Genomic DNA, 25,732 nt, shown 5'->3' with positions numbered 1-25,732 from the left:
GAAATGACAAAGAATTTTTCAAGATACATCATTACTATCGCATGCCTTGTATCGGCAACATTACCACTGCATGCTCAGATAAAACAAAAACCGCTGCGTATTGCCGAGCAGGGAAGTTTTGCTATAGGTGGCACAAAAAAAACTGAATCCGGTAATTTTAATGTCAACGATGCACTTAAGCCGCAGGGTCAGACCTATCATGGAGATCATGCCTATGCATTTTACCAGATTCCTGTAAAAGCTAAAAAATACCCGCTGGTTTTCCTACATGGTGCCGGGCAGTCCAAAAAGACATGGGAAACTACGCCAGATGGACGAGAGGGTTTTCAGAACATTTTCCTGCGCCGTAATTTCGGCGTGTACCTGCTCGATCAGCCCCGACGTGGTGAAGCGGGCAAAAGCATGGTGGAAGCAACGATCAAGCCTGTTGCTGATGAACAGTTCTGGTTTACACAATTCCGTTTAGGAAATTACCCGGATTACTTTCCCAATGTGCAGTTTCCGAAAGATGCTGCCTCACTAGAGCAGTTCTATCGGCAGATGACACCCAATACTGGAGCTTTTGATGCCAATGTGGTATCGGACGCCGTTTCCGGTTTATTTGACAAAATAGGTGACGGCATCCTGGTCACCCATTCGCAGGGCGGTGGCCCCGGATGGATGACCGCTATAAAAAATAATAAAATCAAAGGTATCGTAGCCTACGAACCGTATAGTGGTTTTGTATTCCCAGAGGGAGAACTACCTCAACCCATCAAATCTGCAGGACTCTTTGGTGAGCTCAAAGGTACCGCTATCCCCCTCGAAGATTTCAAAAAGCTAACACGCATACCGATCATAGTATACTACGGTGATAACATCGCCAAAGAACCGACTACCGTATGGAACAGTGACCATTGGCGCTCGGGACTTGAAATGGCCCGGTTATGGGCTGCCACTGTCAATAAACATGGCGGCGATGTGACCATAGTCCATCTGCCGGAAAAAGGAATCATGGGAAACACGCACTTTCCGTTTTCTGACCTCAATAACGTGCAGATCGCCGATGAACTATCGAGCTGGCTGAACAAAAACAAGCTGGATAAGTAACATTGGTAGTATTATCCGTAATCTGTATACCAATAAAGCAGGAAACTATGGAGAACTTTGTATAAATCAGAAGGATACAAATGAAAACTAAAGTATTATACGGATTTATTATCAGCATATTTCTCTCGGTGACTTCTTGCTCACGGGCAGAAGAATCAGGAGCACAAAAGGATACTTCTCTAGTAGAGAAAGCAGATTCATTGCAGGACAAGAAGGTATTGATTGTCTACCTATCCAGAACAAAAAACACCAAAGCTCTTGCTGAAATTATCCACAGGAAAGTGGGTGGTCGCTTAGTGGGAATTGAATTGGAGAAACCTTATCCAGCACATTATCAAACTGTCGTGGATCAGGTCGCCCAGGAAAATAGAACAGGTTATCTTCCGCCATTAAAAACGAAGATCGACAGCATGGATACCTACGATGTGGTATTCATCGGTTTTCCGACCTGGGGCATGCAGCTGCCACCACCAATAAAAAGCTTCCTGAACGACTATAATCTGGCGGGAAAAACTGTCGTCCCATTCAATACAAATGCCGGTTACGGTATTGGCAGTACGTTTGACACTGTCAGGCAGCTCTTCCCGGGTAGTAAGGTGCTTGAAGGATATTCAACCAAGGGCGGAGTGGAACGTGATGGTATCCTTTTCGTCATGGAAGGTGGTAGAGAAAAATTGGTTGAAAATGAAATTCAGCATTGGCTTGTGAAAATCGGCCTAGCAAAATAAAAAATTTATAATTATTAAGAAATGGAACAGATCAAATATATCATCATAGCCATGTTTATGGCAACAGGCATGATCTCTGAGGCACAGGACAAATCAAAAAATCCATTTGGACTGGTCTACGGGGATGCTATTACGGAGAATGTTAAAGGAAAAGTAAAAATACATCCTGTAACCTATAAATTAAATGGAATAGATATCGCAGCGAATATTTATACTCCGGCAAATTATGATGCTTCAAAAAAATATCCGGCCGTCATCGTTGCACATCCCAACGGCGGGATCAAGGAGCAAACCGCCGGACTGTACGCGCAGCGGCTTGCCGAAGCAGGTTACATAACCATGGCTGCTGACGCTTCCTATCAGGGAGCCAGCGGCGGAGAGCCCAGACATACAGACAAACCGCAGTTCAGGACAGAAGATATCCATGGAATGGCAGATTATATAGCAGGCTATGCAGGTGTCGACCCTGCCCGTGTCGGTGCCCTGGGTATCTGCGGTGGCGGTGGATATATACTCAAGGCCGCTCAGTCTGATAAACGCCTTAAAGCTGTCGCGACATTAAGTATGTTCAATTCAGGTGAAGTGAGACGGAATGGATTTCAAAATTCACAGCTAAGCACCATTGAGCAACGCCTTAAACAGGCATCAGATGCCAGGGCACAGGAAGCAGCAGGTGGAGAAATCAAATATTCTGGTATTGCGAGCATAACGGACGAAGAAATTGCCAAAACGCCTACCGACCTCTATCGTGAAGGATTTGAGTACTATTACAGAACCCATGCCCATCCAAATTCAACGTTTTTATATACCACCAGCAGCCTGATGGACCTGATGACATGGGATGCGACCAATGGCATCGAACTGATCAACCAGCCTTTATTGATGATGGCGGGAAGCAAAGCAGATACCAAATACATGACGGATGAGGCTTTTCCGAAGGCAAAAAATGCGAAAAATAAAGAGCTCTTTTTAATAGATGGTGCAACGCACATTGAAACGTATTGGAAAAAAGAATACGTTGCAAAAGCGGTAAATAAACTGGTTGATTTCTATCACCAAAATCTTCAATAACAGATAAAATATACTTATAATGAGAAAATTATTGCTCGGCCTATGCTTGGCCCTAACCGGAATCTAGATCTCTCTCGCGCAATCGGCCACCGATCAGGAAATCATCAAACTTTCTAAAGATAAATGGCAATGGATGGCCGACAAAAATGTCGGCCCATTAGACAGTCTTTTCCACGAAAAATCCATGTTTGTCCACATGGGTGGATCCTGGGGAAAACAACGGGAGCTCGAAGTGATAAAAAGCGGCGGCATCTGGTATAAAAAGGCTGATATCCACGAAGTATCGGTCAATATCATAGACAATACGGCTATTCTGCTCAATAGGATCGATCTATTGGCCGTCGTTGGTGGCAATGAGGTGACTAATCCTTTTATGGTTACGGAAGTGTATGTCAAACAAAATGGCCATTGGAAGCTGGGGTCACTATCATTCACTAAACTGCTTACACCCGGAAATAGATAACCAATAACCCGAGCATAATGATCACAAAAAAGGTTACTAAAGACATTAAATAATAATGAAGAGACAAAAGTTTATAATACTATTAATACTGACATTATTCTGCCAAGCCCCCATGCTATACGCAGGCCAGTCGGCTAAAAGCGATTCTTTAAGTAACAAAGAAAAGGGACTTGTAAATATTGCTGCTACCACGGCCAGCGGTGAACTGACAAAACTAAAAGATGCACTCAATAAAGGGCTTGATCATGGATTGACAACCAATCAGATTAAAGAGGGAATCATACATCTTTATGCTTACGCTGGTTTTCCGCGGAGTATCCGTGGTTTGCAGACGCTGATGGCAGTGCTCGAGGAAAGAAAGGCCAAAGGCATTGACGATCCGCTTGGCGCAGAGGCCTCACCTATTCGCAATGACCAGCCAAAATATGACCGTGGAAAAGCTATATTGGAACAGCTCACGGGTATACCGGAAAAAGATCCAAAAACTGGTTATGCTGCTTTTGCACCTACTATCGAAGTATTTCTAAAAGAACATCTATTTGCCGATATTTTTGAACGGGATGTACTCTCTTACGCAGAAAGAGAACTTGTAACAGTATCTGTATTGGCAAGTATAGGCGGTGTGGAGCCGATGCTGAAATCTCATTTGACGATTTGTTTAAATGTTGGTTTATCCGAGGAAAAACTGCGGCAGTTTATAAGCGTTATAGAATCGACAGTGGGCAAAAAAGAAAGTTTAGATGCGCAAGAAATATTGGACGAGGTATTATCGGATAAAAAGTAAGCAGTATATTGCTTTATCTGTACGGTGTACAAAAGAAAGGCCGTTGGTTTTCTTATCCCTTTGAGATTTCCCTAAAATTGGGTTTCATATTGATAAACTTTAATTAAAAAACTAAAATCATGAATTTAAAAAAAATAACGATATTATGTGCAACGGGTATAATGGCCATCTCTTGTGGTCAACAGATTAAACAGGAAAAGACTGAACAGGATAAAACAAACGACCCAATTTTTGCCAAAGGTGTAAAGATTACAAACGACAACTTTACGGGAACAGCATATTTAAATAATCTTGTAACAGCGGATAGCGTTAATCAGAACGCGGTCGGAAGTGTAACCTTTGAACCGGGTGCGAGGACCAAATGGCATTCCCACCCAGCGGGACAGATTATCCTGGCTTTGGACGGTGTCGGATATTACCAGGAAGAAGGCAAAGATAAAGTTATTGTTCGCAAAGGCGAAGTTGTCAAGTGCCCAATTGACGTTCCGCACTGGCATGGCGCAAGTGCTGATTCTGCTTTTGTACAGGTTGCAATTACGGGCAGGGAAAAAGGAGAAACGGTGTGGTATAAACCAGTGACAGATGAAGAATATAATCGTGAACCTAAATAACGATTGTGCGAGCTGTTAAAAAATGTAGATGAGCTATCAATTGTGCACCCATAACGTCCTAGATTTGCTTCCATTGGTAGAAAGTGATTGCTTGGCCACGGGATACGGTAATGATTTTTAAATTTAACAATGGGTAAATTCTAAATTGTTCACTAAAAAAGAAAAGGCCGCTTGGACAGTATCCTAGCGGCCATAAAATCCTATATTGTAATATGCTTTATTTTCCTTTAGTCTCCTTCTCCTCTGCCTCGATCACCTTTACAAACTCTTCAGTGACGTTCGCCAGTTCGGCAATATCCGAAATCGAAAACTTATTCAAAGACAACAGGTTTTTTATTACCTCTGCTTTTCCTTCAACTTTTCCTTTAGCTTCTCCTTCTGCTTTTCCCTTAGCTTCTCCTTCTGCTCTTCCCTCCGCCATTGCTTTTTCGCGCGCTCGTTTCAATAGCTCTTCCTGACTACTTCGGATACTCTCGGCATCCCATTTATTCCTTAAACTTGCGTTGTACATCTCTCGTTCCTCCGGTTTTAGTTTACTATACTCTGCTAACTGAAATAACTTTTCAAATACCGGTTTCCGCAAATATTTTGAAAGTCCCTTCAGCGAGGACATATTTTTGAGTATATAAAGCCAACGATCTAAATCGTTATCTAACTCTGCCTCAGCTTTAACAAAGTTAACCAATTCAATATATATAAAGCCTAGATCATCGTAAAATATTTTACCGTGATCCCGATAACATAGACAAATATCGTGCAAAAAATACTTCTCCTCACCCACATCAGGCATCCTAAATCCATCCATTAATACAATGATATAGACTTCACTAATTGCATAATTCCAAGCCCGACGGTTGCCCTTAGGTGCCTGGTCCGCAATCAATTTACTACTGTAGTAAAGCATGCGCTTTTTCAAATTACCCTGTGCTGTGCGCTGCACTTCAATAATAAACCGTTCTCCATTATCTGCGGTACAGGTCAGATCAAAAATAACGGAACCGATATCCTCCGTATCGCCAACATGCTCATTTTTGTTATAATATAAATCAGCAATAACCTTGCGACCTCTAAAAAGTTCGTTTAAGAAAGCGATGAGAAGATCTTTATTGGTATCTGATCCGAAAACTTTTTTAAAGCCATAATCTGTCGTGATATCGATATATTTCGATTGTTTCAATTCACTCATAATACATTGTTTTTAAATTGGTTAACAATGCAAATATAAGCAATTAAAATACAAAAAACTAATATTATTAGTAAACAAATATTATTAACACATATATTTATTTGAATAATATCACACATGTTTAAGATCCTAATCATCCTATTCACTTTCGGGATCGCCCGAAAAATTCGCAAGAAATTGTTTCCGTCTTAAATATCTGTTTGGTGAATTTAATAAAATCAAATACAGTCAGTGCTTAAAGAGCTTAATGGTTTTTTTATCAAATTCATAGAAAAGATCATAGATTTTTTGTCTGTTACTTGTTGCCAGCATTTGACTGATCTTGAGAATAGCCAGTTCTTCATTTTGTTGTTTGATCTTTCTGATCTCCGGATTGCGGACCTGATCCAATACGGAGACGTCTCCCGCTTCTGCTTCAACAAAGTCATGGATAATGATCATTTTTAACAGACGGGCTAAATCTACCTTCTCATCCAAAATCGGCTCAATCAATATCGCCATCAGCGACATGCGCCAGGTATGCTCGGCAACACTCTCCTGTCGCCCATTGGACAACCAGCTATGCCGTAGTTCGTACTTTAGTTTCTCAGCCAACTGCAGCACATCCATGATCGCAGCCAATTATTGTAGCTTAATTTGATCAGTCATCATAGTCTTATATAATACGTAAGTCTATTTTGATAGCTATTGGTTAAATAGCATGGCTAATTTACATCTTTCAGATGGACTTGATCATATAGCATAAAAGCAAATTCTAGCACTACCAAAAATGTTAAAAACGCCTTTACATATTTGCTCATGAGATATTCAGTCCGCCAATTTTTAAAAAAAAGAACCAATACTAATCCAGAAAACAGCCCATAAAGCAAAGCTGTGTATTGATTAAAAAACATAAAACTTATAGCGTGAAGAAGTAGAGCCAAGAAAGCACCTATAAAAACTAGACTTTCAAATTTCTCGTGTGAATAAATTCTAAGTTGTTGTATAATACGCATAAATTAAGTCATTGGTTAATGGTGAAACTAAAATTCACTGTATAGGATAAATAGCTTCTGTTTAAAGATAAATATTATCTATCGAAAGTTAATAAAACTAAAATTTAATTAACCAGATTGTTACATAAATAATGCTAGTTCCCGTATGACGGTTTCTTGCTCAAATGACAGTTATCGAAATCTCTGACGTGAAAAAATATTTAAAGCATATATCTTTAGATTGATTTTTATTTTTCTAAATGAATCACTATTTTAAACTCAGCTTTAATTAGCTGATTAATTAAATGCACGTACGAATTGAAAGTAAGAGACAGACAGAGCTTCATCAAATTTCTTGATTTGTTGCGCCAGGATTTGCTCCAACATCCTGAAACTTGGGAAAACAAAACCCTTACCCGACTTTCTGGAAGCTTTGGTGACATATACAGAAGATATCCAAGGGTATTATGATAATACAGGCGCAAATGTAGATGCTGGAAAAGCTGCATGGTCAACATTTGCTGATATTTTCAAGGGAGCTAAAGTTTACGAGTAATAAATAGTAAGCATTAAATAACCATAAATGAATAAAATAAAAAGAGAAGCCGGTGATAAAACTAAGTTCTTTACTTTGCAAAAGTAAAGAGCTTTGGCAGTATTTTTTGACGAAGTAAAATCAAATCCAAATATAAATGTAGCTATTGAGTATGAAGGAGATGTATATCTACAGTACAAAACAGAAGTTTATGTAAGTATATGGCAAAATTTCACCCCCTTTAAAGCATATTTTACCACAAAAAATAAAAAGTAACTAATTTCTTTGCGTCCTTTGAGACAAAAGAAAAGTATGAAAGCAAACCTTAGAATATTATTTCGCAACTGGTTCACTCACCTTTTAATAGTTTGGATCATTTTAAATCTATCTAGCATTGTGTCATTTATTAATAGGAGCAATCGAGATGTAGCTTTTACGAACCAAGATGGATCACCTATACCCCTATGGCAATACTTTGGGAATTATAACTTTCATCTTTCTGATATAGTGGTTATGGCATTATTTCTATTCCTAGCTGAAGTAAACTATTTGTTTTTGTTCAAAAGAATCCATTGGTTATTGCTGCTCCTGACCTCTTTATCAACGGGAACTGCGACCTTTATAGTATTAGCATTGATACATCCTGAAAGAATAAGAATTCTGGGGCTCATATCTGGCACAGCGCCTATTTTAATGATGAGCGCTTACGCCTTGGTGTATGCCATCATACGGGATTATTATTATGATATCCGTAATCAAAAAGAAATTAAACTTCAACAATCAAAAAATGAACTTGACGCACTAAAGGCACAGCTTAATCCGCACTTTCTTTTTAACTGCTTAAATTATCTATATGGAACTGCTTTAAACGAAAAAGCACCGACAACTGCAGATGGTATTGACAAACTGTCAACAATGATGCGTTATACCATAACGGGAATACATGAAACTTTTGTTTCCCTGGAAAAGGAGCTGGGCTTTATAAATCATTATCTGGATTTACAGCAAGTACGTTTACCTCAAAAAGACAATATCAAAATTTCTATTGAGATTCAATCAACTGAAAAACACCTCTCAATTGCTCCCCTTATATTGCTGCCGTTTATAGAGAATGTATTTAAGTACGGGATAAGTTTAGAGGCCCCTTGTTTTATAAAGATAAAAATTGCTATAATAAATCATACGGTAATTATGGAAACTTATAATAATATTTTTAGTCACACAAATGAAGTTAAGGGTAATAATACAGGTATAAAAAATACCGTCAAACGACTGAATTTACTTTACCCAAATCGCTATAAGCTTGAACAATCAAACTCAAACAACCAGTATAAGACACGACTTACACTAAAATTAGAAAATTAACTTATCATGAAAAAAATAGTTTTACTGTTTTCAGGCTTCCTGCTTTCTTTCATTACAATTGCTCAGGAAAAAGATTTTACACTAAATGTTCAAATTAGTAATGCGAAAAAAAACACCAGGATTTATCTGGTTTATCAGAACAATGGAAAAAAAATTATAGACTCAGCCGTACACAGGAAACAAGCCTATGTTATTACAGGCAAGATAAACTACCCTCTAAATGCTACACTGGTTTTAGACAATGAAGGGTTGGGCGTACAAACAGTTATTCAAAAAATGAAACAGGGAGAGGATATTATTTCTTTGAGATTTTACATATACCCAGGAGTTATCAATTTAAAAACAGACAAGCTGGTTAAAAATCCTCTATTTATAAATTCGGCAATAAATACGGATTACTTAAGGCTTCAAAGCATACTAAAGCCTATACGGGATAGGCAAATGTATATAAGCAACCAAATAAAAGCCGGTGATTATATACAAAATGGGAATGAAAAACCGCGTAAACCTGTAACAGCTGGTGATTCGGTGAAGATGGTCCGTATGGGACGGGAATTAGATAGTTTAAAAAAAGCTACGAAGCCACTTTTAGAAAAATTCATAACTCAAAATCCAAATAGTTACATTTCACTTGTTTCATTAGAAGAATATGCAGGAAGCTTTCCGGATCTATCAGTTATTGAACCCATGTATAACTGTCTCGGTTATGGCGTTAAAAATACAATTACCGGAAAAGCGTATTCTAAATTTTTATCGGATCGTAAAAACCTAGTTGTGGGCACACAAGCACCTCTATTCTCTCAAAATGATACAGCAGGAAATCCTGTGAGTCTCATCTCCTTTAGAGGGAAGTATGTACTACTCGATTTTTGGGCATCGTGGTGTGCACCTTGCAGGCAGGATAACCCAGCGTTAGTAAAAATATTTAATGATTTTAAAGATAAAAATTTCAGTATATTAGGTATATCTCTTGATGAAATTGATGGCAAAAAATCTTGGATTAAAGCGATCAACGAGGATCGTTTAGATTGGACACAAATATCTGATTTAAAGCATTGGGATAACAAAGTGGTAAAATTATATAGTGTGCGTGCCATACCGCAGAATTTCTTAATTGACCCCAACGGTACAATTGTCGCAAAGAATTTAAACATCAAAGAGCTTAGGAAAAAACTGGAAGAAATTCTATCGAAATGATAAAAGCAATTGTTATAGATGATGAACCCACTGCGCTTGATATTATAAAAAATCATGCGGAGAAAGTAACATACATCCAATTATTAGCCACGTTTGTAAGTGCTGTGGAAGCATTAACGTATATCCAGCAAAACCCTGTTGACCTTATATTTTTGGATATTCATATGCCCGATTTGTCAGGATTAGAATTTGCCTCAATGATTAAGCGACATCAACAAGTAATATTTACAACAGCCTACCCAGAACATGCTTTAAAGGGCTTCGATTTAGCTGCTACAGATTATCTGTTAAAACCAATAAATTTCAACCGCTTTTTACAGGCCTGCCTGCTGGCTGAGAGTAGGTACAACAGCAGCTTTACAAAAGCCAGGCAATCAGAAAATCTTTTTGTAAAAGATGGTAACAATTGGATAAGAATAAAATTAAACGAGCTGCTTTATGTGCGCGGAGAAGATAACTACATCAATCTTGTAGAAAAAAATAAACGGACATTAGTACGGATGACGCTGAAAGAACTCCAAAAAAAACTCCCTTTAGAACAATTTTTGAGGATTCACAAATCCTATATTATTTCAATATCTAAGATTGAAAAGATAGAAAAGCAACAGGTCACTATCGCTGGGACGCAAATCCCACTAAGTATGCTTTCCGTCGATGCATTATTACAAAAGGTCGACGAATTGGGTTAGTACCCCCGGCCATTTGAAAAAGTTTCAGTTAGCGGCATGCTGGCCAAAGATTCTATTATTTATGTCAATTTATCAAGTAAAATTTGACTGCTTTTCCGCAAAAATTTCAGTTCTTTAAGCACGGTATTTTTTTTTGTGAAATTCTTAATACAGCCGGCCGGTAACTATAAATTATTTGTGATAATATTAACCGTGAGCTTTTGATCGAAATACCCTAAAAATCCAACTAGCGGCATTAACTTGGTTAGTCTCCCTCAGATAGGCTAGCCTATTTTTCAGTCTTTAATACCTGGGTTATGAAAATATCTAATTATTATATTGAACTACAGATGTACTGCCACGGACGTTACATCACGATTGCCAATTTTGACAAGAACAGCTGCGAAAATATTATTCATGAATTATTTGATGAACTGCTCGGTGAACAAGAGGCTTCAGACAGCAGACTGCTGCGCTTTCATTGATATTAATCGTTTAAAGCTAAAATATTATCCCCCTCGCCTACAAAGGTTCGGGGGGTAATAGTATTTTTTTTAAATCCACATGAGAGGTTGGAATTGCAACTTAAAAGTGGATACTTTTCATAATTTCCAGTATTTTCTTAAGCTTAATCGCCTGTCCAATTTTGCAATTTAGATGGAAGTTTTAACTTAACCAACCCGTTAGGCTTTAGCCTTGCAAAAATTTTGATATGTGTCGTTTGAGGCCTAGCACTGAAATTAGTTACAGCTACCAAATTGGAATGGCCTGACGTACTCGAATTATCCTGATATGCTATGCGGGCTGGAATATTTCCATAGCGGATCCCAATAAGAATGGAGTATCTCTTGTAAAGCACCAGCTCCTTCCACTAGAAGATTTACTTCCGAAAGAAATCCTGGATAGAGATTATCGGATCCGACGACATAGGCTTGATCGTCAATGATCATAATTTTCGCGTGATTCCCGGGAGCTGACTCTACCCGATCTTTGATAAAACCACTCGCGTCGATCACTGACATTGCAGCACTTCCGATGACACCTTCGCGTGGCGGTTTTTCGGTTAATGGAGGTTGCTTCAATGTTGCAGTATGCCCTTCTTTGGTGAGATCAGGCCACTTATATGTTTCTCCTTCAATTTGTCGGTCCAAAGGCACCTGATCCGTGTAGTAAAATGGTGCTACACGCAGTCGTGTCAATGCTTCTGCTCGCGCACCGTCTGTATCTGGCAGCAATTGATCCGTCTTCTCATCATGCGTCATGTAATATTTGAGCAGATCAAAGGTTCTTTTGGCTCCCGAACCAAATGAATACTGATCTCCTTGCGCTCCAGCGCCAGCGTCGAGGGGAGAAACGACAATATGTACTTGAAGATTTTTATTGTTCAACAAAGCCTCCAATAACCACTGGCACACTACATGATCAGACCAATTCTTTTTCCAAGCACTGATCAAATCCATTTGGGACATTTTGATGGACGATTTTGCATTCTTGATGAGTTTTTCTTTCATCACTTCCGAAGCTTTCTGGAAGTCTTTTTCCAGACTTTCGCCATTCCAATACTTCCCTAAAGTCAGGGTTCGACTAGCTTCTTTATATTCGTCAAACTTGTCGTAAGTATCATACGGAGTTCTTTCTGCAAAGACCTCTTTTCCCAAGTCAGCTAGCGTATTTAAGTCATCTTCCCGAATACCTTCGACTTTCAACATTTCTTCAGAAGAACTACCTGCTTCTACTTCCTTTGGATTCCCTCGTCGATGGAGATCGATCAGTGCGCGCTGGCTAGTCTGCATGTAGGCTATCGCTGTTGGATCGGCAAGAGGATCAATAGGTCTTGTTCGATCTTTATCCGCATTTTCCCATTTCTTTTTTGACACATTGAACGATTCCTTCGTCAGTAAATCATTGCCCGTCTCCCACATCTGATTCAAAAACTGTTGTGCGCCATAAGCAGCATCACCATGCACCACCACAGATACATCATGCACAGGTGGATAGCTTCGAAACAAATCCATATTTAGATTGTGTCCACCCACAATTGCTTCTGTACCGTCCATGGCAATTATTTTGGTATGATTCCACGTCATCTTGGTATCTTCCGCTCCGATAATTGCGGTACCAAAAACTTTGGCTTGAATCACTGAAATAATCCCAGCACCTAATCGATAGAATCTCCCCATCCAAAACTCTGGCATGACCTCCCAGTATGCTGATCTCAATCTGCACAACCGTACAAGAGCCGCTTTGAAATCCATAAAATTGGCTGGTTCACCTAAAGGAACCATGGGAGTTTGCCCGAAAATAAAACGGAATTGTGTCGGTTGTGTTCTATTCATTCGCTTAGTCAAACACGTGTCTATCGCTCCCAAAATAGCGCGTACCCAATCTGGGTCAGGACTATTTAGCGAAGAAATATCACAACGGTACTTGGTTTTTTGGATCACCTCCACGATCGCCCGTTCAAAATCCTGCTGTGTTTGTTGCGCTTTTTCCATGATGCTTCTTCCAAAAGGCATTCCCCAAATACGCGGAGTATCTAGAATACGCAAATAATTTGTACCACTCAAATAATTAAAATAAGGTGGTACCTTTTCTCTAACCAGATCAATCAGAGATAATTCGTTGGAAAAACATATTTCAAAAATGTCCACGCCATTTGTCGGTTGCACATTATATTCTGATACTGCGCCACCCATCACATAAACCGTCAGGGAATTCCCAACCATTCGCCCTCCGATTGCCGAAAGTGCTTGTGCATACTGAAGTTCTCCTCCTTTGAGCAAAAACCATTGTTCAGATTTAGTATCGAAATAATAGGATTGATCATTATAATGATCAAACGTTCCACAAGACCCAAAAAGAAAAATGCATCCATTGATACCCAATACGGTCGTGCTTATCACTCCGCCTTTATCCGTAAGTGGCGGGCATGGAATAGTTCGCCAAGTAGAATTGTCCGCATCAAATACAAAACTAGATCCCGAACCACCTACGACGTAAAATTTGTTTCCAAAAACAGCGCATCCGTGCTTTCCTTTGGGCTCCGGCATGTCGGGAAGTGTCGACCAGACATTCGTTATGGTATTGTATACTTCACAGGATTTCACTGGTCCTGCGCCTTGACCAATGTAACTATTTCCCCCGAACACATAGATCAAGTCTCCGAAGGCTACAACTGCTGGAGAAACACGAGACAAATTCATACAGGCAACGTCTGTCCATACCTGAGAATCGGTATCATAACACGCTACTCGGTTCGAAAACGTAGAACGTCGATCACTACCCATTCCTCCAATGACATAGATCTTATTCCCAACAACTGCAGAAGACACAGAAGTACGAAAAATCATCCCATTTGGATCATTCAATACCTCCCACTCTCCTCTAGGTTTAAGTTCTGCGTCCAATGGTAGTCTAAAAAAATTGGGAGACTCCGCAGTTGGCCCCTTACTTCCTCCGCCCAAATAGTAAATATATTGGCCCACTATTGCGCCAGTTCCCGTAAAACGGGGAAATGGCAATTTGGGCCCTGCAACATGCTGTTTTACAACAGGTAGATATTGTTCCGCCATAGTCAAGTTGATGTTAAAAATTAAGAATTTTAAAAAATTGATGTTTTTATATACGAATTGCAAACATCCCTCCTACAAAAATTTCCACTTTACCCAAGCCTCATTTGTCCGTTCAATGGTGACAGGATAAGCAAACTTGTAGGGTGGATCACCGACGACATCATCCATATAGTAAGTGTTAAATGGATTACGCCCAAGAATAGACGACACTTGCCGCACATACGGCCTCATCGCAAACATACTAGTCCGCGTCTCGCCTCCTCCCATCTGATCAAACTTCTGATGGTTAGTATTGATCAATTTTCGTAGCGAGACGACATCACGTTCTACAGAACTTGGTTGTGAGAATCTGGTCCCCCATTTGGTCAAGTAAGCCCTAGCCATCTTATAGACTAATTCAGGAACTGGAGTAACTTCCTCCGAGTAATTACCAGCCTTATATTCACTATCCGATGTGCAGTTTCCCGCTACCGTACTATGTCTCCCTCGACAAGCGAACAACTCATATCCAACAGGTTGCACCAATGAAGCGGGAGCTAAAGGATCGGTCAACTGCGCATCATCTGCGATGTACCGCCATTTATCCCAAGGCCACCAAGAATTTTTTAATTTAGGAACATTTCCTCTTTGTGTCATCAATCCATTTGGTCTGGGAACCAAAGCGTTGAAAGGTCTGTCTACTGGTTGAACACACATATCCCAGGCATATACGCCAACATAGTTTACCACATTTGGTGGTAGCTGAGTAAAAATACCGTACCACTCTCCCGTACCGGGAACAGGATCTATTGCAAAAATGTTAACCTGTATATTTTTGACTTCTGCGGGACCGTAGGCATACAAAAACCACGCTGCCATAATACATTCTACTGCGCCGCGACTATGCCCAATGAAATTAAATTGCTTCTTTCCCTGATCTTTCGCAGCCTGAGCTGCGGTGTTTGCAGCATGTAATGCAAGAGCAGGAGCCGCATAACCACTGATTTGCCCTGTTTTAGAATATTGATTTCCTCCGGAATACTTTTCCGAATACTTATGCAGTGATGCATCCACCTGAAGCAGTCCGTCAAGAAACAAAGGCTCACTGTCATCTTCGTTCGTCGCCCAATCATTTTCGCCTACGCCTCTCACCGAAATGCTTGGCGCCTCCGCTTTTAAACTTTCAGAAATATCGCAGTGAATTCTGATCGGAATATACCCCGTTTTGTCACTGTATATTTTCATGTCACTTCTAGAACGCGTCGCTTGTCCCTCATCACGGGAGCATCCCGTTCCACCGAAACAAATCGTAAAAATGGCATCTGAATCTTCTTGAATTGCGGTAGGTACAGGCTCTTCCGTTCCTATCGCCATACCAAGCGGACTTTTCAACAGATGATCTTCTCCAGAGAGAAATACAATTTCAAAAACCGATGAAATCGAGATTTCGCTGGATGTAGCCTTTAACGTGGCATCTGCTTCGTCAACCTGCACAAAAAGTTGATTGGCAGCTGCTAATGCAGCTTTATCATGTTCAAAGTCGACTATTTGAAAAACCTCTGTCAGCCCTATCGTATAGCTGTTCGTTGCGAGCACATCGACGGTATCTGCCATCAACGAAACGTACTTTCCACTGTAAGACATCAAAGCGACAATTTTTCCATCAATCACGGATAACTGAAAAGTTTCCGAATGCCCTATACTGTCACTTTGTGCGCGAAGAATACCGTCTTCGCCGACCATTACGTACTTTGAATTTTCAAACTTCAACGCAATTGTAATGGAATTTTCAACTGTTACTTCTGTCTCCATATTAAATTATTAGTACTAAGATTTCAAAATAAGCTACCCGAAAAAATAAATACGAGCCGATCGAATATAGAAATAATAGTTCCGCTTGTAAGGCATTACGGACAGTCATAAGATCTAGTAATAATTTAATAAATGAGATAAAAAACGTTATAAAAGACATATATAAAGCCAATTACACAGCTTTGTTAGAAGTACTGTAACACCGTTGAACAATCGAAATTGTCCACAATTTGTCCACCCCATATGAAACATAAGAACTGAATCTATGACCAATTTACGCCACAATACATGCATGTTATGTAAATCGTCAGCGTAATTTGGACATAGTTCACTAAAAACTAAGAGATTGTTTTCCTAAAAAAGATTTAACTTCAATTATCATGGGAAGACCAAGTATCCTTTTATCCAAAAATGATGGCAATCATCTACGGAGCTTACTAAACTTGAGATTTCAAAGCTACAATTCCGTCAATATATTTCCTTTCCATTATCTTTGGATTGAATGCTGTTATCTCTCTCAGTGATTTGATTGTAGCAGACTCTAACTTCCATGCGACGTCTCGATCAAAAACTAAATAACGTTGCCCGTCCACTGTGAGGATCTCAATCAGATATATATTATACTTATCCAATATATTCTGTGCGCTTAAAGGGGTGATACTTCGAATTTGATCTGCAGCATAGGAGACACTGTCGATAGTCAATTTGTCTGCGTCCAAACTAAGCTGTTTAATGGAGAAATTCTTCTTAAGCTTGGAATAATCTAGAAACGAAATCATAGACATAAAAAATATAGAGGTCAAACTTATGATAAGTATGAGTACGATTTCCTTGTGCCAAGACCTAAAAAAAATTAGTAAAACCGCTAAATGAACAAAGAGAAGGATAGGTCCAATCCGTCGCAAGAAAAACTCACTATAAGAAAGACTTAATCTTTTATTTTGCATATAACTTAATTTAAGATCAATCGGGAGTAAGGTACAAAAAATTACAAAGAAAGTCACTTTCACTTGTTCCAATGAACAATGGATACTATCTCCGCCGAATATGCCCCGAACGATTTCGGCGGCTCTTTTTCTCGAATTCTTCCATATTCGGAGAGAACTGATATTTGAAGTCATTTATAAAAGCGACATAATCATTCAATACTTTCCTTATAACTAGATTAACCATGTTGTATCAAGATACAAAATAGATATGTAACTTAGCTACTGAGTTATATATTAAAACAATGGGAATTTCCTGGGTTCGTAAGTTAACATTTATATGTATTTTATCAATAGTCCTGTTATCGCAGGCTTTTGGTCAATCCCTTATTTTGGATTCCATACGTAGAAATTCAGTTTTAATCAATCATCAATCATTGGTTGATTTCTTGCACGCTGATCCAAAGACAGCATTTGTTATAGACGGGATCGACTATCCAATCGATCACAGAGATAAACTCAATAAAAAATTGGCTGCCATAGAAAGCCAGATCGTTTCTTTTGATTATATAAAAAATGAAGGACAAATCGGTTGTAATCCAAATGATATCCTTGTTATCTGCACAAAGGAATTCCTTAAAATGAAACGAGCAAAATCGAAAATAGTACAGCAGGACACAATCAGGGATCCTCTTCCAGAAATCAACGAGGTATTTCCTGAGCCCCCTGATGGCTCAGTTGGATTCAAAAATTGGGTTATCAGTCATTATGAAGTGCCAACGGCTGCCAAGAAGGCAAAAGTAAATGGCAAACTGATCATCAATTTTACGGTTGGAGAAGATGGTAAGCTCAGTAATTTCCAGATAGCCAAAGATATTGGTTATCAAACTGGTGAAGCGTTAATAACATTGATTCGAAAATCTAGTCCTTGGAAACCAGGATTTCAAAATGGTCATGCTGTAAAGTGTAGATACACCTTCCCGCTGTTGTTTAGTGCAGGGATGCTAAAATTAGAAAACGATGCAAGAAAAACTAAATAATTAACGTGTGGAACAAACCAAATTATTATGGTTAGAAAAAACATATAAATTTCCTCATAGGGTATATACTGCTATCACGAAAACTAAGATCGAAACACTGGTTAGTTTTGAAGAACTTAGTCTGATGACCCGTCATCACGACGGGTACATTCGTGAGGTAGCTATCGTGAAATTAATGAAGCTTTTTCCCTCGGCAAGCATTGCATATCTGGTGCAGCTATTTGGGGAATATGTTATGGAAATTTATTTGATGACTATCGCACAGATTATGCTACTTCAAAAAAGTAGATGAAGGTTCAATTAGATTTACTTTCCATTAGCTATGAAACGATATTGATTTAAATTATTTTTATCCACCCACAAAACAAAACTAATGTTTATCTTAGCCCCAAAGAAAATAATGTTATTATGACAACTTTAAAGGCGTTCGACCAACACATCGTTCCTTAGACCCCCTCACCTAAAAGCATCTTGCATACCGCAGGATTTATTATTGCCAGTTTTTTTACAAAACTGACTGGTATTTTATTGTCATATTTTTTACATAAATTACTTATTAATGAAGAAAGCATTTTTTCTTTTACACATCGCTATTGTTCTGGCAGGGCTGTCTGCCATTTTTGGGAAACTCATTATTTTAAATGAAGTATTACTCACTTGGTATAGAATGTTGTTTGCAACTATCATACTTTTTATAGCCTCTCCTTTTTTAAAGGAGAGCGCTAAAACAATAAACCGAAAAAATTATTTCCAAATATTGTCTGTTGGTTTTCTACTTGGGTTACATTGGGTATTCTTTTATGGAAGTATTAAATATGCAAACATTTCAGTCGGAGTGGTATGCTTTTGTCTCACTGGCTTTTTTACGTCTATCTTAGGTCCGTTAATAAAAAGGCAAAAGGCGTCATGGATCGAAATACTCTTAAGTTTATTGACACTTATCGGAATATTCCTAATTTTCAGTTTCGATACAATGTATAGAACAGGAATTATACTTGGCATAATATCTTCACTATTGGTCGCTCTTTTTACTATTTTTAATGAGAAACTGAGTAAGGATTTTGATGCAATCATGATTACTCGAATAGAAATGCTGGGCGGTACAGTAGGAATCGGCGTGTTACTACCTATGTTCCTTTATTTTAATCCAGTCGAATATCTAGTCCCGACTTTAACAGATACTGGTCTTCTAGTGCTTCTTGCTGGTGTATGCACTGTTCTTATGTATGTATTGTTAAACAAAGCACTCAAATACATTTCAGCATTTACCGTAAACCTCAACTTCAATCTTGAGCCGATCTATTCGATCATACTCGCCGTTGTATTTTTCAAAGAGTATAGTGAGTTAAGTCTACCATTCTTTATTGGGCTTGCCCTGATTGCTCTCTCTTTGGGGCTACAAATGAATCGTGTTCTAAGAACTAAAGGTTAAAAAAGAAGAATCTCTGTCAATTAATAAGGAGATTAAACTCTATAATTATGTCGTATAGAGTACATACCTCAATGAAAAGTCTAACATAAAATGAGAAATGAACACTAGTGTCCCATTAAAATCGGGACACTAGTGTTCATTTACATCTCCTCAAAGTGGTATAGCATATAAGCTGTAGTAAAAATAGAAGTCTGACTTTTACATAGATAATGTACTCATTTGCAAATATCAACGTTTCCGATGACTTTCAAATCTTTGAACCTTTGAGAAATAAAAAAATGATCCTTTAAAAAAGTAATTGCTGGAATAAATTATTGAAATTTGTAATACAAAATTAGTACAAATGGATATCTTAAGATTAAGTACCGAGTGGGCAAAGTCAGAATTATTCTCAGCCAAAATAATTGGTTTATTCAGTGTTATCGTAATTCTAAGCGCAATTGGTTTCGCTTTATGGGGTAAAACAACTACCGCCAAAGCTTTTGTAATTCCTTTAATCGTTTCAGGCCTTTTTCTTATAGCTGTCGGTATTGGGCTGTATGCAGCTAATAAACCACGACTGGAATCATTTCAAAAAGAATACAACACGAATGCCAATGCATTCGTCCAAAAAGAGATTGAACGTACCACAAAATCCCAAAATGATTTTAAAACGGTATTTAATGTATTGCCTCTTATTATCATTACAGCAGCAATCCTATTTATGGTTATGCCATCTGCTAACTGGAGAGCAATAGCGGTTACATTAATTGTCACTGCTTCTTTCCTACTGATCGTAGATAGCAATACTTCAGCAAGGAATAATTCATATCGTGAACAGTTGATGAAATATACAATATCGTGAAAACTATAATACCCCAAAAAGATAATTCATTTGTTTACTCATGTACCTCAAAGGATCAATGGGGCTATGAGCAATTTGTACCTGAACATATCTTAGCCTTCCAATTGTCCGGAGAAACGCATATTTTTCATCAACAAGGAGTTTTTGTACTGAAGAAAGGACGAATACTCTTGGCTCATCGCAATCAATTTGCAAAATCTCTAAAAATTCCCGCCACTGATAACGAATATAAAGCGGTTTCGATTATTCTGAAAACCGAGGATTTAAAAAAATTTGCGGCAATCAATAACATTGTTTGTGATAAAAAGTATTCGGGTAAGAAGAATATCGTATTAAAACCTGACAGTTATTTAAAAAGTTATTTTCAATCCTTAATTCCATATTTGGAACATCCAGAAGATGGAAATGGCAGAATGGTATTTTCCAAAATTTCGGAAGCGATAGAATTGTTATTAAATTTAAACACCGAACTTAAAAACTTTTTCTTTGATTTTAGTGAGCCCCATAAAATCAATCTCGAAGATTTTATGCGGGATAATTATCATTACAAGGCCCCATTAGAGAGTTTTGCAAAACTTACCGGAAGAAGTATTGCGTCATTCAAGCGAGATTTTATTAAAATCTTTAATATCTCCCCTGCAAAATGGCTAAAAGATATGAGACTGAAAGAGGCTTATCGTCTTATCCATCACGAGAATAAAAGACCACCAGATATCTATTTGGATTTAGGATTTGAAAACCTATCCCATTTTTACACAGCATTTAAAAATAAATATGGCGTAACGCCAACCGAAAGTTTAAAAATCAAAAAACAATACCGATGAACTACGAACAAAAAATTTTGGAAGCGGAAGACCGATTGGCCATTCGTGAGCTAGTAGACAATTATGCCTTCTATGCCGATTCAAGAGATGCTCAGGCTCAAATGGCTTTATTTACAGAAAAAACCAATTTTGAAGTGTATTATGACCCAAAATCAGGTATCCCGTCACAGGTCATAAGCAGCAGAGCAGATTTGTTTCCTGTATTTGACAATCTTAATACATACAATACCACTATGCACTTTAATGGGCAAAATTCCGTAAAACTGAATGGTAATGAGGCAACAGGTATAGTTTATTGTATAGCACATCATCTAACTATTGAGGATGGCATACAAAAGTTGATGGTTGCAGCCATCAAATACCATGATACTTACATAAAACAAAATGGAAATTGGCTTTTCGCGGAGCGGAAGTTAATGGTGGATTGGATTGAAAATAGATGAAATTAAGTACATCCTTAATTTCAGTTATCCTAACATGGGGAATAAAGGAAACTTAAAAAAGAAAACCAATACAATCCGAACAAAAATTAATTTGTTCGGATTGTATTGACAATAGCTTCAATTAACTTTTTGGTACAAATGTATTTCTTAAGACATTCATATACGCTTCATCAGTTCCCCCATTGCGGATATCGATAAGTGGCTGTAGATCCGAACCAATTACGTAGCGCAAAACCGATGTATTATCTGTTGCCGCTTTGAAAACTGCTGCGGCAACATCTTTGGTTGTTGAGCCACCTCCACTATAAATACTTTTGAATACTTCATCCATTTCTTGCAAATACTCGCTGTAATCCGTTAAGGACTCATCAGTCGCAAAATTTGCTTTTGTAGTTTGTTCAAAATTCGTAGCAATGTTTCCTGGCTCAATGATTTTTACCTTTATATTCTGTGATGCCAATTCAAATGAAAGTGATTCAAAGAAACCTTCCAACGCAAATTTGGATGCTGCATAAGTCGAAACCAAAGGAACTGTTACGCGGCCAACGCCAGAAGTAATCGTAATGACGCTTCCACTTTTTTGTTTACGGAAATATGGTAACATGGCACGTGTGACTTCTAATGTCCCGAAAAAATTAACTGCAAACTGACGCTGAATTTGCTGTGCTGTCGTTGCCTCAAATAATCCGTGTTGCCCAAAGCCGGCATTATTTAGCAGAACATCTATGGTCCCAAATTTAGTAATTGCTTTGCCAATTATACTCTGAATATCTTTTGTATTTTCTACATCTAGAGGTAAAACCAATACATTATCTGTATTTTGCAAAATATCCTGTTTCTCAGGGCTTCGCATAGTAGCAACGACATTCCACCCCTCATTAGCAAAATATAAAGCAGTCGCTTGTCCAATACCAGAAGAAGCTCCCGTGATAAAAATTGTTTTATTCATGCTATCTTTTTTATTCTCATTAAATAGTTTATGCATTAATCCAATATATTTCTCCTCATAATTCGAAGTTCATAAATTGCGAATCGGCTGAATATCATTTTCCAAAACATAACGCTTTTGATTATTTCAATCCATAAAGTATGAGCCCTACCTATTCAGATGGAAAACCGAGTGATTAAGAAACTTTTGGGAATTTCCTTTTGCGCTTAAAGTTGAAATAAACTTCTCATATGTCTTGCAAACGTTAGATCATCCATTGAAGTGCGATCTTTTATCCAACCTTTGGCATCCTCACCGACAATGTAACGGAATTGATCTGAGCCATCTGTTGCTGCTTTAAAAATCTCGTCTGCAACTTGCTCCGCGGAAGCCACATTTTCCCCCATTTGACCGAGTTTTGCCAAAGCAGCTTCACTAAATGCGTCATAATCTGTCAATTCAGGTTTTACAGCAAAAACCTTTGCCGATGTTTCGTGAAAAGGAGTTGCTACACCACCGGGTTCTACTAGTTTTAAGCTGATATTTTGCGAAGCTAATTCGTACGACAGAGCTTCTGAAAAACCTTCCAATGCGAATTTTGAAGAGACATACATTGAAATTAATGGGATGCCAATTCGACCACCGGCTGAGCTCACGTTGATGATTGCACCCTTTTTTTGTTGTCTGAATTGTGGTAAAATGGAACGAATCACATTCATTGTGCCAAAAACATTTACTTTAAACTGCTTTTCGATTTGTTCGGGCGTTAATGCTTCAAAAATTCCATATTGACCAAATGCAGCATTGTTTACCAACAGATCCAGAGTTCCAAACTTTTTCAAACCTGCTTCTAAGCTGCTCTGGATTGAAGAAATATCTTCCAAATCCAAACGGGTTACCAATACATTCTCAAGTTGATTCAATTCATTTTCTGCCTCTGGATTACGCATTGTTGCAATTACATTCCAGTTATTTTTGGCAAAAAGAAGAGCTACGGCCCTTCCAATTCCTGTGGAAGAACCTGTGATTAAAACGGTCTTGTTCATATGTAAAAATTATTTTATAAAGTGGACGGACTTACGCCAAAGCGGTTTTTGAAGGCATAAGAAAAATGCGATAAAGTTTCAAAACCAACTTCCAGATAAACGTCTTTTGATTTCATTTTTTTGTTCTCAAGTAAATAATATGCTTCATCTAAACGCCTTTTTTGCAGCCATTTATTAGGTGAGGTCTGAAAAATCTTTTCGAAATCTCTTTTAAAGGTCGCCAAGCTCCGACCTGTTAGGAAAGCAAATTGGGACAAAGGTACATTGAAACGAAAATGCGTATTCATAAAAGCCTCTAAGTTGATTTTTCCCGGAATACCGAAATGAAAAAGCACATCTTTCAGAGAATTGTCTTGAAGTAGCAAAAGATGAATCATCTCCAATTTCTTCACAACAGCAAATTCTTCGGTTATTCTCTTTCCGAACCAATGTTCTAAACCTTGGAAATAATCGATAATCATCACCTCTCTCTCTATCTTGAAAAGACTTCCTTTGACGTTTTTATCAGATAATAAGTGATTTTCGTCTGCAAATTTTTTAAGCAAATTTTCATCTAGAATTACCGAAACTGCCTTAAAACCTTCATCCTTATTGGGGTACTTTACAAATCGAATCAAAGCATTTTTCCTATACAATACCACGTCACCCTTATGATAAACATATTTGGTATTTCCATCGTAAGCTTCCATTTCACCCGAAACAATATACGAAATACCATGTTCTTTGATGAATTGCTCTCCAGCCTTATTACTCTTTGTATAACAAGCTCGCTGAATTCCGTAGATGTCTTCTTGCTGTTTCATACGATTATTCTTTCACCACGAATTGATTCCAAACTCAAACACCTTCAAATCAATCATTTCCCCAATAAGAAGTATGATAAATTTTCTTGATGCTTCAACCTTATTATTATTGACTGATACAAAATTACGACCAATACCATTAATTAAGTTTCTTTAAAAGCTCAATTTTAGTGTCTTAAAAAGCTCAAAAATCATAATTCAAATAGTTGAACCATATTCAAATTAGGTTCTGACCATAATTTCTAAATACATTAAAAAAAAGTTAAATTGCTAACAAACTAACCTCTATTTAATACAAAGTTTTTCCTGATTAATTAAGTTGAGCTTATTAGAAACAAGTATTTGATCGTTACAGAAGGTAAATCAAGTGATCTGTTTTCGAAATTTGTAATGTAAAAGCTAAAAAAATGAGAACAATTAAAGAGATCTATATCAATGGTGAGTTTGTAGCGTCCAAAGGCACAGAGGTTTTTGACCTAATCAATCCTACTACCAACATCAAAGAAGCAGAAGTTGTGTTAGGAAACGAAGAGGATGTTCAACTTGCCGTAGAGGCTGCTGAAGAAGCCTTAAAAACTTTTTCTCAAACTTCTAAAAAAGAAAGAATTCAGTATCTAAGACAATTACATGATGCTGTTGAGGCCCGAATTCCGGAACTCATCGATGTAATGGTCAGAGAATACGGAGGTACTTACCAGTTTGCTTCCATGATCAATGCCTATTCGTTAGATGACTTCAAAACCATGTCAGAAGTATTGAACGATTTTGAGTTTCAACAAAATACCGGAAAATCAAAAGTAAATTTACAACCTGTGGGCGTGGTGGGAATAATTATCCCTTGGAATATGAGCAACGGTTTTATTTGTACCAAAATTGCTTCGGCAATTGCCGCCGGTTGTACAGTGGTGATTAAACCTAGCGAAATGAGTGCCCAACAAACGCAGGTTATAGCAGAATGCATCCATGCAGCTGGACTTCCCAAAGGCGTGGTAAATATCGTTAACGGATTAGGGAATATCGTTGGCGCTGAAATAACGAGAAATCCAGGTATCTCCAAAATTTCATTTACAGGCTCTACAAATGTAGGACGTATTATTGCTAAAGGAGCAGTTGACACTATGAAGCGAGTAACTTTGGAACTGGGTGGAAAGTCGCCCAATATTATTCTAGATGATGCCAATCTCCAAGAAGCTATTCCATTGGCTGTGATTGCCGCATTCTTGAACAGCGGGCAGGCTTGTGCTGCAGCTACAAGATTAATCGTTCCTGCCACGAAATTAGAAGAAATCGTTAATTTTTAGTTAGAAAATATTTCACTTAAAAAAGCCAATTTGCATAATAGAAATCAGCAAGTTGGCCTTTAAAAAGTAATTTGTCACTTATAATCCCCTTAGTACTATTAGCTACTTATT

Annotated in this window: 24 protein-coding genes; 16 read left to right on the top strand and 8 right to left on the bottom strand. The window is 38.1% G+C overall.

Annotation, left to right across the window (positions count from 1 at the left end):
* The first annotated feature begins 3 nt into the window (after window positions 1-3).
* The 6 genes from HMAT_RS04825 to HMAT_RS04800 all read left to right on the top strand — a co-directional run bounded on the left by HMAT_RS04825 (window position 4) and on the right by HMAT_RS04800 (window position 4,746).
* Entirely contained in the window at window positions 4-1,089 is a 1,086-nt protein-coding gene (locus HMAT_RS04825) for an alpha/beta fold hydrolase (RefSeq protein ID WP_104381656.1), read from the top strand.
* Between the two features lie 80 nt (window positions 1,090-1,169).
* On the top strand, window positions 1,170-1,817 hold the full coding sequence (locus tag HMAT_RS04820) for a flavodoxin (protein WP_104381655.1): 648 nt from the start codon (window positions 1,170-1,172) through the stop codon (window positions 1,815-1,817).
* 21 nt (window positions 1,818-1,838) lie between these two features.
* On the top strand, window positions 1,839-2,888 hold the full coding sequence (locus tag HMAT_RS04815; RefSeq protein WP_104381654.1) for an alpha/beta hydrolase: 1,050 nt from the start codon (window positions 1,839-1,841) through the stop codon (window positions 2,886-2,888).
* 67 nt (window positions 2,889-2,955) lie between these two features.
* Window positions 2,956-3,351, top strand: a complete 396-nt coding sequence (locus HMAT_RS04810) for a nuclear transport factor 2 family protein (RefSeq protein WP_371412037.1) — start codon at window positions 2,956-2,958, stop codon at window positions 3,349-3,351.
* 55 nt (window positions 3,352-3,406) lie between these two features.
* Window positions 3,407-4,135 carry a carboxymuconolactone decarboxylase family protein gene (locus tag HMAT_RS04805; protein WP_104381653.1) on the top strand — a complete coding sequence of 243 codons (729 nt, stop codon included), beginning with the start codon at window positions 3,407-3,409 and terminating at the stop codon, window positions 4,133-4,135.
* Window positions 4,136-4,254: 119 nt separating this feature from the next.
* Window positions 4,255-4,746, top strand: coding sequence for a cupin domain-containing protein (locus tag HMAT_RS04800; protein ID WP_104381652.1), 492 nt, complete (start codon window positions 4,255-4,257; stop codon window positions 4,744-4,746).
* 217 nt (window positions 4,747-4,963) lie between these two features.
* On the opposite strand, the gene HMAT_RS04795 is transcribed toward HMAT_RS04800, so the two are convergent.
* Window positions 4,964-5,932: an Rpn family recombination-promoting nuclease/putative transposase gene (locus tag HMAT_RS04795; RefSeq protein ID WP_104381651.1), complete on the bottom strand. Its 969-nt coding sequence runs from the start codon at window positions 5,930-5,932 to the stop codon at window positions 4,964-4,966.
* A 228-nt stretch (window positions 5,933-6,160) separates the two neighbouring features.
* Window positions 6,161-6,541 carry an HD family hydrolase gene (locus HMAT_RS04790; RefSeq protein WP_104381650.1) on the bottom strand — a complete coding sequence of 127 codons (381 nt, stop codon included), beginning with the start codon at window positions 6,539-6,541 and terminating at the stop codon, window positions 6,161-6,163.
* 1,212 nt (window positions 6,542-7,753) lie between these two features.
* Here HMAT_RS04790 and HMAT_RS04775 point away from each other — a divergent pair.
* From HMAT_RS04775 to HMAT_RS26960, 4 genes are all read left to right on the top strand, one after another.
* Window positions 7,754-8,806, top strand: a complete 1,053-nt coding sequence (locus HMAT_RS04775) for a sensor histidine kinase (protein ID WP_104381648.1) — start codon at window positions 7,754-7,756, stop codon at window positions 8,804-8,806.
* 6 nt (window positions 8,807-8,812) lie between these two features.
* Window positions 8,813-10,003 (top strand): TlpA disulfide reductase family protein, encoded by a 1,191-nt coding sequence (locus HMAT_RS04770; RefSeq protein WP_104381647.1) that lies wholly within the window; start codon window positions 8,813-8,815, stop codon window positions 10,001-10,003.
* Window positions 10,000-10,692 (top strand): LytTR family DNA-binding domain-containing protein, encoded by a 693-nt coding sequence (locus tag HMAT_RS04765; protein WP_104381646.1) that lies wholly within the window; start codon window positions 10,000-10,002, stop codon window positions 10,690-10,692. The genes HMAT_RS04770 and HMAT_RS04765 overlap by 4 nt, the downstream gene beginning before the upstream one ends.
* A gap of 296 nt (window positions 10,693-10,988) precedes the next feature.
* A complete protein-coding gene (locus tag HMAT_RS26960; protein WP_158655621.1) occupies window positions 10,989-11,156 on the top strand; it encodes a hypothetical protein in 168 nt (55 codons plus the stop codon).
* 297 nt (window positions 11,157-11,453) lie between these two features.
* Here HMAT_RS26960 and HMAT_RS04760 read toward each other — a convergent pair whose 3' ends face one another.
* From HMAT_RS04760 to HMAT_RS26955, 3 genes are all read right to left on the bottom strand, one after another.
* Window positions 11,454-14,243: a kelch repeat-containing protein gene (locus HMAT_RS04760; RefSeq protein WP_104381645.1), complete on the bottom strand. Its 2,790-nt coding sequence runs from the start codon at window positions 14,241-14,243 to the stop codon at window positions 11,454-11,456.
* A 72-nt stretch (window positions 14,244-14,315) separates the two neighbouring features.
* Entirely contained in the window at window positions 14,316-16,034 is a 1,719-nt protein-coding gene (locus tag HMAT_RS04755) for a hypothetical protein (RefSeq protein WP_199768542.1), read from the bottom strand.
* Window positions 16,035-16,471: 437 nt separating this feature from the next.
* The gene (locus tag HMAT_RS26955; RefSeq protein ID WP_158655620.1) at window positions 16,472-16,813 is read right to left on the bottom strand and encodes a hypothetical protein; all 342 of its coding nucleotides are present in this window, start codon (window positions 16,811-16,813) and stop codon (window positions 16,472-16,474) included.
* Window positions 16,814-17,265: 452 nt separating this feature from the next.
* Here HMAT_RS26955 and HMAT_RS04745 point away from each other — a divergent pair, with 452 nt between their 5' ends.
* The 5 genes from HMAT_RS04745 to HMAT_RS04720 all read left to right on the top strand — a co-directional run bounded on the left by HMAT_RS04745 (window position 17,266) and on the right by HMAT_RS04720 (window position 21,543).
* The gene (locus HMAT_RS04745) at window positions 17,266-18,000 is read left to right on the top strand and encodes an energy transducer TonB (protein WP_104381643.1); all 735 of its coding nucleotides are present in this window, start codon (window positions 17,266-17,268) and stop codon (window positions 17,998-18,000) included.
* Window positions 18,001-18,559: 559 nt separating this feature from the next.
* Window positions 18,560-19,432, top strand: a complete 873-nt coding sequence (locus HMAT_RS04735) for a DMT family transporter (protein ID WP_104381641.1) — start codon at window positions 18,560-18,562, stop codon at window positions 19,430-19,432.
* 343 nt (window positions 19,433-19,775) lie between these two features.
* Window positions 19,776-20,276 carry a hypothetical protein gene (locus tag HMAT_RS04730; protein ID WP_104381640.1) on the top strand — a complete coding sequence of 167 codons (501 nt, stop codon included), beginning with the start codon at window positions 19,776-19,778 and terminating at the stop codon, window positions 20,274-20,276.
* On the top strand, window positions 20,273-21,100 hold the full coding sequence (locus HMAT_RS04725; protein WP_104381639.1) for an AraC family transcriptional regulator: 828 nt from the start codon (window positions 20,273-20,275) through the stop codon (window positions 21,098-21,100). The genes HMAT_RS04730 and HMAT_RS04725 overlap by 4 nt, the downstream gene beginning before the upstream one ends.
* A complete protein-coding gene (locus HMAT_RS04720) occupies window positions 21,097-21,543 on the top strand; it encodes a nuclear transport factor 2 family protein (protein WP_104381638.1) in 447 nt (148 codons plus the stop codon). The genes HMAT_RS04725 and HMAT_RS04720 overlap by 4 nt, the downstream gene beginning before the upstream one ends.
* Before the next feature lie 121 nt (window positions 21,544-21,664).
* On the opposite strand, the gene HMAT_RS04715 is transcribed toward HMAT_RS04720, so the two are convergent.
* The 3 genes from HMAT_RS04715 to HMAT_RS04705 all read right to left on the bottom strand — a co-directional run bounded on the left by HMAT_RS04715 (window position 21,665) and on the right by HMAT_RS04705 (window position 24,320).
* Complete coding sequence (locus tag HMAT_RS04715) at window positions 21,665-22,492, bottom strand: SDR family oxidoreductase (protein ID WP_104383297.1); 828 nt, start codon at window positions 22,490-22,492, stop codon at window positions 21,665-21,667.
* 206 nt (window positions 22,493-22,698) lie between these two features.
* On the bottom strand, window positions 22,699-23,517 hold the full coding sequence (locus HMAT_RS04710) for an SDR family oxidoreductase (protein ID WP_104381637.1): 819 nt from the start codon (window positions 23,515-23,517) through the stop codon (window positions 22,699-22,701).
* A 14-nt stretch (window positions 23,518-23,531) separates the two neighbouring features.
* On the bottom strand, window positions 23,532-24,320 hold the full coding sequence (locus HMAT_RS04705; RefSeq protein ID WP_104381636.1) for an AraC family transcriptional regulator: 789 nt from the start codon (window positions 24,318-24,320) through the stop codon (window positions 23,532-23,534).
* Between the two features lie 407 nt (window positions 24,321-24,727).
* On the opposite strand from HMAT_RS04705, the gene HMAT_RS04700 reads away from it, so the two are divergent.
* Window positions 24,728-25,621 (top strand): aldehyde dehydrogenase family protein, encoded by an 894-nt coding sequence (locus HMAT_RS04700; protein ID WP_104381635.1) that lies wholly within the window; start codon window positions 24,728-24,730, stop codon window positions 25,619-25,621.
* The last annotated feature ends 111 nt before the right edge of the window (window positions 25,622-25,732 follow it).

The organism is Sphingobacterium sp. HMA12 (assembly GCF_002933815.1).
Taxonomy (GTDB): domain Bacteria; phylum Bacteroidota; class Bacteroidia; order Sphingobacteriales; family Sphingobacteriaceae; genus Sphingobacterium.
This window is presented reverse-complemented; position numbering and strand designations above follow the sequence as displayed.